At 72.0% G+C, this 13,334-nt stretch carries 14 protein-coding genes and 1 pseudogene; 5 read left to right on the forward strand and 10 right to left on the reverse strand.

Annotation, left to right across the window (positions count from 1 at the left end):
• The first annotated feature begins 266 nt into the window (after window positions 1-266).
• Entirely contained in the window at window positions 267-1,112 is an 846-nt protein-coding gene (gene panB, locus EAD89_RS01005; RefSeq protein ID WP_121655956.1) for a 3-methyl-2-oxobutanoate hydroxymethyltransferase, read from the forward strand.
• Window positions 1,113-1,288: 176 nt separating this feature from the next.
• Window positions 1,289-2,539, forward strand: a complete 1,251-nt coding sequence (locus EAD89_RS01010; protein WP_121674355.1) for an HNH endonuclease signature motif containing protein — start codon at window positions 1,289-1,291, stop codon at window positions 2,537-2,539.
• Between the two features lie 158 nt (window positions 2,540-2,697).
• Here EAD89_RS01010 and npdG read toward each other — a convergent pair whose 3' ends face one another.
• From npdG to EAD89_RS01030, 4 genes are all read right to left on the reverse strand, one after another.
• A complete protein-coding gene (npdG, locus tag EAD89_RS01015) occupies window positions 2,698-3,396 on the reverse strand; it encodes an NADPH-dependent F420 reductase (RefSeq protein ID WP_121674356.1) in 699 nt (232 codons plus the stop codon).
• 274 nt (window positions 3,397-3,670) lie between these two features.
• Window positions 3,671-5,101: an RNB domain-containing ribonuclease gene (locus tag EAD89_RS01020; RefSeq protein ID WP_121674357.1), complete on the reverse strand. Its 1,431-nt coding sequence runs from the start codon at window positions 5,099-5,101 to the stop codon at window positions 3,671-3,673.
• 95 nt (window positions 5,102-5,196) lie between these two features.
• Window positions 5,197-6,072 (reverse strand): histone, encoded by an 876-nt coding sequence (locus tag EAD89_RS30890; protein WP_233578092.1) that lies wholly within the window; start codon window positions 6,070-6,072, stop codon window positions 5,197-5,199.
• Window positions 6,073-6,154: 82 nt separating this feature from the next.
• Complete coding sequence (locus EAD89_RS01030) at window positions 6,155-6,358, reverse strand: hypothetical protein (RefSeq protein ID WP_109820768.1); 204 nt, start codon at window positions 6,356-6,358, stop codon at window positions 6,155-6,157.
• A 225-nt stretch (window positions 6,359-6,583) separates the two neighbouring features.
• On the opposite strand from EAD89_RS01030, the gene EAD89_RS01035 reads away from it, so the two are divergent.
• Entirely contained in the window at window positions 6,584-7,081 is a 498-nt protein-coding gene (locus tag EAD89_RS01035; protein ID WP_121674358.1) for an NUDIX domain-containing protein, read from the forward strand.
• 10 nt (window positions 7,082-7,091) lie between these two features.
• On the opposite strand, the gene EAD89_RS01040 is transcribed toward EAD89_RS01035, so the two are convergent.
• Both EAD89_RS01040 and EAD89_RS01045 read right to left on the reverse strand, forming a co-directional pair.
• Window positions 7,092-8,090 carry a hypothetical protein gene (locus EAD89_RS01040; RefSeq protein ID WP_233578093.1) on the reverse strand — a complete coding sequence of 333 codons (999 nt, stop codon included), beginning with the start codon at window positions 8,088-8,090 and terminating at the stop codon, window positions 7,092-7,094.
• Entirely contained in the window at window positions 8,051-8,383 is a 333-nt protein-coding gene (locus tag EAD89_RS01045; protein ID WP_121674359.1) for a PadR family transcriptional regulator, read from the reverse strand. Before EAD89_RS01045 ends, EAD89_RS01040 begins: the two co-directional genes overlap by 40 nt.
• Window positions 8,384-8,610: 227 nt before the next feature.
• Between EAD89_RS01045 and EAD89_RS01050 the strand changes: the two genes are divergently transcribed.
• Entirely contained in the window at window positions 8,611-9,246 is a 636-nt protein-coding gene (locus tag EAD89_RS01050; RefSeq protein ID WP_121674360.1) for a GrpB family protein, read from the forward strand.
• Window positions 9,247-9,250: 4 nt separating this feature from the next.
• Here the strand turns inward: EAD89_RS01050 and EAD89_RS01055 are convergent, their stop codons facing one another.
• The 4 genes and pseudogenes from EAD89_RS01055 to EAD89_RS01070 form a co-directional block, all read right to left on the reverse strand.
• Window positions 9,251-9,871 carry an N-acetyltransferase gene (locus EAD89_RS01055; protein ID WP_233578094.1) on the reverse strand — a complete coding sequence of 207 codons (621 nt, stop codon included), beginning with the start codon at window positions 9,869-9,871 and terminating at the stop codon, window positions 9,251-9,253.
• Between the two features lie 44 nt (window positions 9,872-9,915).
• Entirely contained in the window at window positions 9,916-10,869 is a 954-nt protein-coding gene (locus EAD89_RS01060) for a redoxin family protein (protein ID WP_121674362.1), read from the reverse strand.
• Entirely contained in the window at window positions 10,870-12,093 is a 1,224-nt protein-coding gene (locus tag EAD89_RS01065) for an epoxide hydrolase family protein (protein WP_121674363.1), read from the reverse strand. It abuts the gene before it with no gap.
• A 158-nt stretch (window positions 12,094-12,251) separates the two neighbouring features.
• Window positions 12,252-12,443: pseudogene (locus EAD89_RS01070) on the reverse strand (short-chain dehydrogenase); the annotation flags it as partial.
• Between the two features lie 71 nt (window positions 12,444-12,514).
• Here EAD89_RS01070 and EAD89_RS01075 point away from each other — a divergent pair.
• Window positions 12,515-13,334, forward strand: an 820-nt coding sequence (locus EAD89_RS01075) for an expansin EXLX1 family cellulose-binding protein (protein ID WP_121674364.1), incomplete at its 3' end; no start/stop codon positions are given.

The raw sequence follows: 13,334 nt of genomic DNA on the forward strand, positions 1-13,334 counted from the left end.
GGGCCGGCCGGCTCGGCGGGGGCGCGGCCGGACCTGCGGGGGCGCGGCCGGACCTGCGGGGGCGCGGCCGGACCTGCGGGTGTGCGGCCGGACCTGCGGGTGTGCGGCCGGACCTGCGGGTGTGCGCCGGGCCTACGGCCCGGTCCGACGCGGCGACGCGACGGAGTGACATCTTGCACTGGGCTCTGCCGTCACCCCGTCCCGCGGTGCGACGATCGCTGCGGAACCCGGGGACCGCGCAGGCGGCCTCGAGGAAGGAGACAGTGATGGTGGAGTCCACTCCGAACGAGGTGACCGCCCTGTACGGCGGGCCGGCCACCCGACGAGTTCGCACCCGTGACCTGATCGCCGCGAAGGAACGCGGCGAACGGTGGCCGATGCTCACCTCGTACGACCAGTACACGGCGGCGATCTTCGACCAGGCCGGCGTCCCGGTGCTGCTGGTCGGCGACTCGGCCGCGAACAACGTCTTCGGCTACGAGACCACCCTGCCGGTCACCGCCGACGAACTGCTCCCGCTGGTACGCGCCGTCGTACGGGCGACCCGCCAGGCGCTCATCGTCGGCGACCTGCCGTTCGGCTCGTACGAGGAGGGCCCGACCCAGGCACTGCGCACCGCCGTGCGGTTCATGAAGGAGGGTGGCTGCCACGCGGTGAAGCTGGAGGGTGGCCGCCGCTGCGCCGCGCAGATCGCCGCGATCGTCGGCGCGGGCATCCCGGTGATGGCGCACATCGGCTTCACCCCGCAGAGCGAGCACACCCTGGGCGGCTACCGGGTGCAGGGCCGGGGCGACGCGGCCGACGAGGTGCTGGCCGACGCGCGGGCGGTGGCCGAGGCGGGCGCCTTCGCGGTGGTACTGGAGATGGTGCCGGGTGAGGTGGCCAAGCAGGTCACCCACGAACTGTCGATCCCCACGGTCGGCATCGGGGCGGGCCCGTCCACCGACGCGCAGGTGCTGGTCTGGCAGGACATGGCCGGCCTGCGTACCGGCAAGGCTCCACGTTTCGTGAAGCGGTACGCGGACCTCGCGGGCGCCCTCACCGACGCCACCCGCCAGTTCGCCGACGAGGTCCGCGGCGGCGAATTCCCGGCCGCCGAGCACACCTTCTAGACGGTCCACGACCGCACGGCCCACGGCACGGGACCGGCCGGCACGCTTTCGCTCGCCGGCCGGTCCCGCCGCCGCATCGCTAGCTGACACCGCAGGCAGCGACAGCGACAGCGACAGCGACAGCGACAGCTGATCATGGGACCGAAGTTGCCGTACACCTGTTCTAATCTGAGATCGTGGTCGAGGAGTTGGCGCACGCGGAGGACGCGGTGGCGGCGTGCCTCGACGTGACCACCTGGGCCGTTGGGGAGCACGAGCTGGTCGCGGCGCTCGACGCCGCGCACCGGCTCGAGCAGTGCCTGGCGGCGGTGCAGCTGGCCCTTGTCCGTGAGTTGGACGGCCGAGGAACGGCCGGCGCGCAGGGCGCGTCCTCGACGGCGGTCTGGCTGCGGGATCGGCTGCGGCTCACCGTCCCCGCCGCCCGGCGGCTCGTCGACCTCGCCGGGACCCTCGACGCCGGCGCCCCGGGGGTGCGTCGCGCGCTGGCCGATGGGGCCATCAGCCTGGAGCAGGCGCGGGTCATCGGCGACACGGTCAGCACGGTGCACGCCACCGCCGGCGCCGAGGCCGCCGACAAGGCGGTCGTTGTGCTGGTCGAGTGGGCGGGGCAGTTCGATCCCGCCCTGCTCCGCAGGCTGGGCACACGGATCCTCGACCACGTCGCTCCGGAGGTCGCCGAGGCCGCCACCCGGGCCGCGTTGGAGGCCGAGGCCCACCGGTCCGCCCGAGACCGTCATGTCACGCTGTCCGAGCTGCGCGATGGCCGCCTCCGGCTGACCGGCAGCCTGGACGCCGAGGCGGCCGGCCTGCTGCGCGCCGCGATCGATCCGTTGACCGCACCGTCGGGTCCGGACGATTCGCGTACCCCCGGGCAACGCCGCCACGACGCGCTCGCCGACCTCTGCCGGCTCACCCTGCGCACCGGTGACCTACCCGAGCACGGCGGCGAGCCCGCGCAGATCGTCGTCACCGCCAGCTTCGACGGCCTGGCCCGGCAGTTGGACGTTGGCACCCTGGACACCGGCCTCCAGCTCACCCCGGAGACGGTCCGCCGGCTCGCCTGCGACGCCGGCATCCTGCCCGCCGTCCTCGGCGGCGCCGGTCAACTGCTCGACGTGGGCCGGCAACGCCGGCTCGTCACCGGGCCTCTGCGGCGCGCCCTGGTCCTGCGGGACCGCGGCTGCGCCTTCCCGGGCTGCGACCGCCCGCCCCGCTGGTGCGACGCCCACCACATCCGGCACTGGGCGGACGGCGGTGGCACGAGCCTGGCGAACGCGGTGCTGCTGTGTGCACACCACCACCGGCACATCCATCACGGCGGCTGGGCCGTCCGGCTGGGCGGCGACGGTCACCCGGAGTTCGTCCCGCCGGCCTGGCTCGATCCCGACCAGCTCCCCCGCTGCAACCAGTACCACCGGCGGACGTGACGACGACCCTCGAGCAACGACAGCGCGGCAGCGCGACGTCGGCGGGCCACGCCAAACGGGCTCGCCGGCACCTGACCACGGCAAACGGGTTCGCCGGTGGGCGCGTGCTCAGTGTTCGGTGACGCGACGGCAGAACGGGCTCGCCGGTGGGCGCGTGCTCAGAGGTCGGTGACGCGGATGCCGGCGTGCGCCTTGTACCGCTTGTTGATGGCGATCAGATTGGCGGTGAACGCCTCGATCTGGTGGGCGTTCCGCAGCCGGCCGGCGTAGATGCCACGCATCCCGGGGATCCGGGCGGCGAGCGCGCCAACCACGTCGACCAGCTCGCGGTCCTCGGTGCAGATCAGCACGTCCAGGTCGATCCGGTCGACTTCGGGGTCCGCCAGCAGCGGAGCGCTGACGTGGTTGAACGCCGCGCAGACCCGGGAGTCGGGCAGCAACGCGGCGGCCTGCTGCACGGCGCTGCCTTCGGGGACGGTCAGCGCGTACGGGCCCTGCTTGTCGAAGCCGAGCGGGTTGACGCAGTCGACGACGATCGTGCCGGCGAGCGGCTCGGCGAGGGCGGCGACGGTCGCGGCGTGCCCGTCCCACGGCACCGCGATGATGACTACGTCGCTGCGACGGGCCACCTCGTCGTTGGCGGCGCCGGTGATGCTGGCGTCGGCGGGCATTCCGGGCAGGGCGGCGATCTCGGCGGCGGACTCGGCGGCCCGCTCCGCGGACCGGGAGCCGATCAGCACCGTCTGCCCGGCCCGGGCGAACCGGTAGGCGAGGCCCCGCCCCTGGTCACCGGTGCCACCGATGATGCCGACCGTCAGCCCGGAAACGTCGGGCAGTGTGCTCGCGTCGTATGCCATGGGCTCATCCTCGCAAACCACCCGGTCCGGCAGCAGCGCCGGCCGTTGTGACAATCCCCGCTGCGGCCCGCCGGGTCCCCACCAGCTCCAGGAGGCCGTGCGGACAGCCGGGCCTGAGAACGAACGGCGCCAGTGCGATCGAGACCCAGGACGACACCAGACCCAGGACGAACGAGGCCAGGGCGAGCGAGGCCAGGGCGAGCGAGGCCAGGGCGACCCGGGCCCAGGGCGGCGACTCCGGTCCCAGGGCGAACAGACCGAGCGGACGACCGGATCAGGCCAGCTCGAACAGGATCGTGCGGGCCGCCGGGTCGGCGTTGACCAGCCGGACCCGGACCCGTTCGCCGAGCGGCAGCTGACCGAGGCACCGGGCGCGTACCGGTGGGGCGTCGAGGGCCACCGTTCCGCCGGGCGGTCGGGGGCGGGAGCGGCCGTTCGGTGGGGCGTCCACGTCGAGCACCGCCGCGTCGAAGGTCTCGCCGACGCGGTGCGCCAGCAGCACCGCCTCGGCCAACTCGACGGCGCCCCGGCTGGCCGCGGAGGCGGTCCGGTCGGTCGTGGCCATCACCTCGGGCAATCGGGGTAGCGCGGCGCGCGCCCAGTCGGGCACCGGCCGGCCCGCGTGCAGGGCCAGGCAGACCTCGGTGGCGTACCGGTCGGCCAGGCGCCGCAACGGCGCCGTGACATGGGCGTACGCGGCGGCCACACCGCCGTGCTCCGGCTGCTCGGGCGGCGCTCCGTCGAACGCGGTGTACGTGGCGCCGCGCATCAGCTCGGCCGCCTGGTCGATGAACGCGGCGGCTCGTGGCTGGGCGGCGTCCAGCCCGGCGATCACCTCGCCCGGGCCCATGCCGTCCGGCCAGTTGACGCCGAGCGGCGCGGCGGCGGCCCGCAACCGCTGCACCGCCTCCGGCTTCGGCGCCGGCATGGTGCGCAGCAGGCCGATCCGGCCGGCCAGCATGATGTCGGCGGCGGCCATCCCGGTCAGCAGCGAGATCTGCGCGTTGTGCTCCTCCATGGGCACCGGGCCGCGCAGTACCAGCCGCCAGCCGTCGCCGTCGGGTTCCACGTCCTGCTCGGGCAGCGGCAGGTTGATGGCGCCTCGACGCAGCCCCCGGGCGGTCAGCCGGTCACCGATCTCGGGCAGCAGCGCGATCGGCTCGGGCAGCCGACCGGCGTCGGCCGCCGCCTGCACCCCGGAGTAGTCGAGCTTGGCCCGGCTGCGGACCAGGGCGCGTTCCAGCTCGACTGCCACCGTGCCGCCGTCGGCGTCCAGGTCGATGGTCCAGACCACGGCGGCCCGGTCGTCGTCGGGCAGCAGGCTGGCGGCGCCCTCGCTGAGCGTCAGCGGGTGCAGCGGCACGTGCCCGTCGGGCAGATAGACGGTCTGCCCCCGCCGCCAGGTCTCCGCCTCCAGCGCGCCGCCCGGGTCGACGTGCGCGGCGACGTCCGCGATGGCGTACCGCACGCGGTAGCCGCCGCCTGGGCGGCGGGCGAGGTGCATCGCCTGGTCCAGGTCCCGTGAGGTGGCCGGGTCGACCGTCACGAACGGCACGTCCGTGCGATCGACGGACGGCCGCGGCGGTGCCGCGGCCGCCTCGTCGGCCTCCTTCTGGGCAGCGGCCGGAAACCCCTCGGGCAGGCCGAGCTCGCGGCGCAGCGCGCCGAAGTCGATGCGGGGCGCGAGTACGCGTCGGATGACCACGGGTCAATCCTGACAGCGCCGCCGGTGATCCGCTTCCGGTGACCGGACGAGATTCCCGATCGGCGCGCCGGGAACAGCCGAGTTGGGGCCGACGATCAGCCGGTCGCCTTCCGGGCGGTGGTCCGGGTGCCGCGCGGGGCGGTGGCGCGGGCGGCGACCGGGCGTGCCGGCGACTTGCGGGCGGTCACCTTGCGGGCCGGAGCCTTCGCCGCCGCGGTCTTCGTCGCCGGGGCCTTCTTCGCCGCCGCCTTGCGGGTGGTGGTCGACGAGGTGGCGGTCGACTTCGCGGCCGGCGCCTTCTTCGCCGGGGCCTTGCGGGCGCCACCGCTCGGGCGGGTGGACGTGGCCTTCTTCGCCGCCGTCTTCTTCGCCGGCGCCTTCTTGGCGGCCGTCTTCTTCGCGGTGGACGCCGTGGTCGCGGCCTTGCGCGCCGGCGCCTTCGCGGCGGCGCTGGTCTTCTTCGCCGCCGACGTGGTGGTCTTCTTCGCGGCGCCGGTCGTCTTCTTCGCGGCGGCAGTGGTCTTCTTCGCGGTGCCGGTCGTCTTCTTCGCCGTACCCGCGGTCTTCCTCGCCGTACCGGCCGTGGTCTTCTTCGCGGCGCCGGTGGTCTTCTTGGCGGCGGCGGTGGTCTTCTTCGCCGCCGACGCCGGGGTCCGCTTCGCGGCGGTGGTCGTCTTGCGGCCGGCGGCCGTGGTCTTCGCCGGCGCCTTCCTGGCCGCGGCGGAGGTCGTGGTGGTGGCCTTCTTGGCGGGGGCCTTCTTCGCGGGGGCCTTGGCCGCCGTGGTCTTCTTCGCCGGTGCGCGTCCCGCCCCGCCGGCCGCCTTGCGGGCCGGCGCCTTCGCCGCAGCCGTGGTGGACTTGCGCACGGGCGTGGTCCGGCTCGCTGCCGTGTTCCGCTCCGCCGCGGCGGTCTTCTTCGCGGTGGTACGCCGGGCGGTCGGGCGGGTGGTGGCCTGCTGTGCTTCGGCCATCGTGGTTCCCTCCTTGGGGACGTGCTCTCGCGTGCGTCCTCGCGGAGCACGAAATACCGCGGCGCGGGCCGTCCCGCGCCGTCTACCTGTCCTCCCCGGCCCAACGGGCGTCCTCGGCGTCCCACGCCTCGTTCCGCTCCTGCACCCGTTGCAGGGCGTTCTCCGCGTCGGCCGCCGAGTCGTACGGGCCGAGGACATGCTTCGCCGGGCACACGTCGGCGTCCGTCTCGACCCGGTGGTGTCGGGTGCACCAGTAGAACTGCCCACCACGTCCGCTGTCGCTCATGGGATCACTGTGCACCGCGATCCGGCCGGCCGCCACCGGATCGCACAAGTCGCCGACCTTCTCCACAGTAGAGCCGCTTTCCGGGCCTCGGGCCGGAACGCCGAAAGACGTGCAGGTGGGGCGGGTCGTGCGAGGCCTTCGCCGTACCGTCAGCTGGTCTGGCTGACACCCGACGCGGCGTCACCGGACGGCGGTGGCCGGACGGTCGCGGCCTATGATCGCCCGATGGCGGTACCGGACTACATCCTGCGGATGCGCAAGCACGTCGGTCACGACCTGCTGTGGTTGCCCAGCGTCAGCGCGGTGGTCCGCAACGACGCCGGTGAGCTGCTGCTCGGTCAGCGCGCCGACGACGGGCGCTGGTCGGTCATCAGCGGGTTCGTCGAGCCGGGCGAGCAGCCGGCCGCCGCGCTGGTCCGCGAGGTGCAGGAGGAAACCGGCCTGGACGTGGTGCCGGTACGGCTGTCCAGCGCCGTCTCGCACCCGCACACCTACCCCAACGGGGACCGCTGCGAGTACCTCAACCTGGGCTTCCTCTGCCGGGTCGTCGGCGGCACCGCCCGGGTCAACGACGACGAGTCGCTGGCCGTGCGGTGGTTCCCGATGGACCGGCTGCCCGAGTTGGACAAGCACGCCCTGCTGGTCATCGCCTACGCGCTGCGCGACAACCAGTCGGCCGGGTATCTGGAGCCGGGAACGACGTGGGACGACGTGCCCGATTGAGCCGCGCGGATCAGACCGACGACGGGGTCGGTGTCGGCGCGACGGCGGCGGGCGCCGACCGGGCCGCCCGGATGGCGTACGCGAGCGCGTAGGGCGTGCACGCCAGGTAGAGCATGGGTTCCACCAGCACCTGGTAGGTGATCAGCTGGAAGATCTCCACTGAGATGGGCCCGGGTAGGCCGACGTTCCAGTCCGTCAGGGCGGCGAAGAGCCACAGCGGCGCGGAGAACCAGTCGACGTTGCCCGGTGACAGCGCACCGCTGAGCGGTCCGGCACCGCTGCCCGCCGGCATGATGTCGACAACGACGCGGATCACCGCGAGGTCGGCCGCTGCGAGCGCGCCGAGGACGCCCAGCCACCAGGCTCCGCGGAGCCGGTTCCGGGCGGCGAGGCTCGCCGCGGCCCAGAGAGCCAGCGTCAGGCCGACCAGCCAGAACAACAGACCGGGTACGGCGCGGGCCAGGTCGTCCGGGTAGATGACGTACAGGAGCGGGACCGCGGCCGCACCGATGGGCAGCACCACGCCGAGCGCGATGCGCAGCGGGCCGTCGAGTGCGGTGTGCCGGGCCCAGCGCGCGGCGTACACCGCGAGCAGCACGGCCAACCCGACGGTGAGCGCCGTCCAGATCGGTTTCTGCGACCGCTCCGACCAGCCCACGCCCGTCAGCCCGACCTCGATCGGGTACACGGCGAAGGCGCCGCCGACCACGATGCCGACGCAGGCGATCGGGGACAGCAGCAACGCGGCCACCGTGCGGCGGGCCCGACCGCGCATCAGGCCGCGATCGACGAGCGGGGCACCGGCGCGGCTGACGGCGAGGCTCACCGCGAAACCGACCATCCTCGTCCAGCGACCACTCTCGGCGAGGACGTGCAACTCGGCGGCCCACTCGCGGCGCAGGTCGTCGCGGACGTCGGCCGGCCAGCGGCGCGCGGCCATCTCCAGCAGCAATTCGGCGGCCCGGCGGGTCACCACGCTGGCGCCCCGGTGGGCTCGGTGCCGCCCCACGACGGACGGCCCTCGGGGATCGCGGCGCGCAGGTCGGCGAGCGCCCGCCGGGCCTGCGCCACCCCTTCGGCCGTCAGACGGTAGTAGCGGCGAGCCGGCCGGCCGGCCGCGACGGGGTCGACCGGCTCCCAGTCGGCGGCCAGCCAGCCGGCCGCCCGCAGCCGGTGCAGCACCGGGTAGAGGGTGCCGCTCGGCAGGCCGGTCATTCGCATCAGGTCCAGGCCGTACCGCTGCTCGCCGGGCTCGGCGAGCAGCGCCGCCAGCACCTTCGCGACCGGAATGGTGATCCGCATCCGGTCACTGTATCGGATATCTACATAGGGGTGGAGATCCGTTCGACCGGGATCCACAGTTCCTCGTCCTCCCTTTCCAGCAGTGACGCCAGGCGCGGGGCAGACGCCGTACCCGACATCCGGTGCCCGCAACGGTCGGGGGGCGGCGAACCCGGGTCAACGGTCGCGACCGCAGTGATCCCCGGTGTCGTACCCTGGCGGACTTTGCTTCTCAAGAGGAGGTTGACGTGGCCGAGTATCCGCAGGACGTCGTTCAGCGCTTCCACGGCACCCCCGAGCAGGTGGACGCCGGCTTGGTGGGCGAGCCGCCACGCACCTGGGGGTCCGTCGTCATCGAGGAGTACGACCCGACCTGGGCGCAGCGGTTCGCCGCCGTCCAGGCGTCGCTCACCACGGCGTTGGGGGAACTGGTCATCGGGGTGGAACACGTCGGGTCCACCGCGGTGCCGGGGCTGGCAGCCAAGCCCGTCATCGACGTCGACCTCATGATCGAGGACACAGCGGAGGAACCCACCTATCTCCCCGCGCTGGACCGGCTCGGGTACCGGCTCGTTCTCCGGGAACCGTGGTGGCACGGGCACCGGATGCTCGTCAGCCCCGCCGAGGACGTCAACCTGCACGTCTGGCCGCGGGCCGCACCCGAACCCGTCCGGCATCGGCTCTTCCGCGACTGGCTGCGCTCGCATCCGCAGGACCGGGAGCTGTACGCCGCTACCAAGAGACGCCTCGCGCGGGACACCGCGCAGCGGCCTCGCGACTACAGCCTGGCGAAGAACCCTGTCATCGACGAAATTTACGCACGCATCTTCGCCAGTGAGGAACAGCTGAAGATGAGGGCGTCGGAGGAGGCGTGGACGCGCTGACCTCTCAGCGAGTCGGCTGCCGCATGATCCAGGTGGGAACGGGCTCCGACAGGGAGTCCACCACCTCCCAGCCGGCGCGGCGATACAGCTCGACGTTGGCCGGGTTGCTGGTTTCCAGGATCGCCGGCAGACCGTCGGCGGCGGCGCGATCCAACCCGGCCCTCATGACGGCACGCCCCCAACCGCGTCCGGCGCTGTCGGGGTGCGTGCCCAGCACGCCGAGATACCAGAACGGGAACGCCGGCAGGACGGCATGCACGGCCTTGTCATAGCCCTGAACGCGGGCCAGCACGCCAGCGGGGAAATGAGCGGCGAACCCGCTGTCCGGCGATCCGTGCCCGGCGGCCGACAGCTCGGCCGGCAGCTCGGCCGACAGCTCGGCCGGCAGCTCGGCCGGCGGCTCCCAGATGGCAACCGAGGCACCCCCGCCGATCGTCCAGATCGACGACCTGTGCACCCGCTTGTCGAAGAGGTGCCCGAAGAAGGCTGCGGCGTACCGCGGGTAGGTGTCCTCGTCCGGGAACAGGTACCGCAGCACCGGATCCTTGACGAACGCGGCGACCAGCGAACCGACCACCGCGTCGCGGTCCGCTGAGGTGGCGATGGTGATCTCGGGCGCTGTCACAGCAGTCGACACTATCCCGACCATGCTGGCGGGAGTGGCCGCGCCTACCCGAAGGTGAAGGCGTATGCCTCGGCGCCCGACTCGCCGAACGTGATCTCGAGGGTCGACTCACGGACCGTGCCGTGTTGGCGTACGAGCTGGTAGAGCCGGCCGTCCTGGAGTACGCCGTTGCCGTCTTCGTCGATGTCGACGCCGTGCGACGCGCCGGGAGCCGCACCGTCGAGCAGCACGCGGAACGGGATCGGCTGTCGCGCCCCGGGAGACAGCACGAGATGCGCGTCGCGTGCGTGGAACCGGCAGGCGATGCTGCCGCCGGCCCGGTCGAGCCCGACGTTCTCCGACCCGATCGTCCACTCGCCCGCCAGGGCCCACTGGTTGAGGGGCAGGCTCTCCGGCACCTGATAGGAGCGGCGTTCGTCGAGCGCGGCGCCGTTCGGCGACGCGAAGTGTTCGCCGCGGCTGAAACCGAGGTACGTCTCCGGCGTACGCAGGTTGTCCCAGTCGGCCGCTGCCTCCGGGCCCAGGCCTTCGACCGGAACGGGCGCACGCTCGATGCCGAGCATTTGCTGGAGCACCCGCTCGGACTGCTCGTACCGCCCCTCGCCGAAGTGCTCGTCGCGGATGACCCCGTCCGCGTCGACAAAGTAGAGCGCCGGCCAGTACTGGTTGCCGAAGGCTCTCCAGATCGCGTAGTCGTTGTCGACCGCGACCGGGTAGCCGATCCCGCGCGCGGCGATCGCCTGTCGCACCTGGTCGACGTCGTGCTCGAACGAGAACTCCGGCGTGTGGACCCCGAGAACGACCAGCCCGTCGTCCCGGTAGGCCTGCGACCACGCACGGACGTACGGCTCCTGGCGCAGCCAGTTGATGCAGGTCAGCGTCCAGAAGTTCACGAGGACGGCGCGGCCGCCCAGCTCGGCGGGACCGAGTGGCTCGGAGTTGAGCCACTCGGTCGCCCCGCCGAACGAGGGCAGGTGCGGACGGCCGAACACGCTCATCTAGCGGAGTGACCGGAAGGCGGCCCGCATCTCTTCCGAGAAGAGTTGCGGCTGTTCCCAGGCCGCGAAGTGGCCGCCCTTGTCCAGCTTGTTGTAGTGGATGAGATTGGGATACGCCTGCTCTGCCCAACTCTTCGGAGCCTCGTAGAGCTCGTCAGGGAACACGCTCACGGCAACCGGGATGGAGACGCCCTTTGCCGCGAAGAAGGAGAGCTGGTTCTCCGCGTACAGACGAGCCGAGGAAACCCCGGTGTTCGTCAGCCAGTAGAGCGTGATGTTGTCGAGTAGGTCCTCCAGCGTGATGCCTCGGGGCTGCCCGGCGACGGACTCGGAGATGAGCTTCAGGCTGGCCACGTCGTGGTCGAGCATGTAGGTCGCCAAGGCGACGGGCGAATCCGCCAATCCCGTCAGCGTCTGCGCGCGCCCCATCTCGAGGGCGTAGCCGGAATGCTTCCAGAAGAAGTCCGCCTGCTCACACGCGCGCTTTTCATCATCGGAGAGATTGGATGGGAGTGAGTCGAGCGGACTGTTCGCACCGGTGATACCGGACTGGAGCAGCGCGTCGATGTCGGGTGGATACACGCCCGGCATGTTGGTGTGGATGCCGATCAGCTCCGACGGCGCCTGCAGAGCCATCAGATCCGTGATGAGCGCACCCCAGTCGCCGCCCTGCGCCACGTACCGCGTGTAACCAAGGCGCTTCATCAACTCGATCCAGGCCGTTGCGATGTGCTGCGGGTCCCAGCCGGGCATGCTCGGCTTGCCCGAGAAGCCGTAGCCGGGCATCGACGGGATCACCAGATGGAAGGCATCCGAGGCACTCGCGCCATGTGCTGTGGGATTGGTGAGCGGGTCGATGATCTTCAGTTGCTCGATCACCGAGCCGGGCCACCCGTGTGTGACGAGGAGCGGCAGGGCATCCTCATGCTTGGAGCGGACGTGGATGAAATGGATGTCGAGGCCGTCAATGGTGGTCATGAACTGCGGTAGGGCGTTCAGCCTCGCCTCGACCTTGCGCCAGTCGTACTCTTTCTCCCAATAACGCGCAAGCGTCTGCATCGTCGCAAGCTGCACGCCCTGCGACTGATCCGGCACGGTTTCCTTTTCGGGCCAACGCGTGGCGGCAATACGCCTCCGCAGGTCATCAAGGTCCGCCTCGGGGATATCCACCGAGAACGGCCGGATTTCCGTAGTGCCTGGTCGCGTCATGGTCTTGACAGCCATGCGTGCTTCCTCTCTGTCTGAGTTCACGCCTCGCGAGGGGAATCATGGGGTGAAGGCACTGCCCGGACTTATGTGCCAATTCGAGATGGGCACGCCGCCGCCATATCTCGGAGCCTAGAACGCTGCACCGGTCGCTCGTGGCGATACGAGCAGGGCTCTCACTGGTCAGTTCCGGGGGCCGCGACGGCCTGCTCGGCGGCTCGGCTGACCTGCTCCCAACCCGCCCAGGTGTCCATCGGCCGACGGGAAATGTCGAACGCCAGGTCGTACACCATGCTCACGAGCAGGAGCCGCAGCGGCGGGTCGTCGCTGTCGACCAGGCGCAGTAGCGCCTCGGCGGCCAGCCGGGGCTAACGGCGAGCGAGATGGCGCACTCGGCGTTGTTGCGCTGCCGCGACGTGCTGCGGCAACATCAGGCGCCGTGACGGCACCAGGCACGGCCCCCGACAACGACACCCCGGCCGGCAACAACGGCACGTCTCGGTTGAGTCGACGGGTCAGACACTGGTTGGCCGGCGCCGGGGTCACCGCCCTGGCCGCCGTCCTCGGCATCACCCTCGCCGTACGCGGTGGCGCCACCCCGGCCTGCGCCGCGCCGCCGACGGGCAACGCCGTCCACAAGGGAAAGGCCAGCTTCTATGACGCGGGCCGCTCGGGCGGCAACTGCTCCTTCCCGGGCCCGCCAGCGGACCGGCTCTACGTGGCCCTCGGCTCCGCCCAGTACTCCGGATCGGCGGCCTGCGGCAGCTACCTGGAGGTGAGCGGCCCGAAGGGCAAGGTCCGGGTCATGGTGATGGACCAGTGCGGCGGCTGCGGACCCAGCAAGATCGACCTTTCCACCGAGGCGTTCGCCAAGATCGCCGACCGGTCGCAGGGCATCGCACCCGTGACGTACCGGGCGGTGGTGAACCCGCCGCTCGACGGCGGGCTCACCTTCCGGATGAAGGGCGGCGCCTCGAAATACTGGTTCGCGGTGCAGGTCGGCAACCACGGCAACCCACTCCGCTCGGTCGAGGCGAAGGGGTCGGGCGGCGGCTTCCTCAAGGCCACCCGCCAGAGCGACAACCACTGGACCATCGAGGGCGGGCTCGGCCCCGGGCCGTACCGCATCAGGGTCACCGACGTGTACGGACGCCAAGCGACCGCCACCAACATTCGGATGGTCACGAAGCAGATCCAACGCAGCACAGCCACCCTCGCCAGCGCCTCCCCCACGCCCAGCAGCTCACCCGCAGCCCCAC

Source organism: Micromonospora sp. BL4 (assembly GCF_003667505.1).
In the GTDB taxonomy this organism is placed as follows: Bacteria; Actinomycetota; Actinomycetes; order Mycobacteriales; family Micromonosporaceae; genus Micromonospora.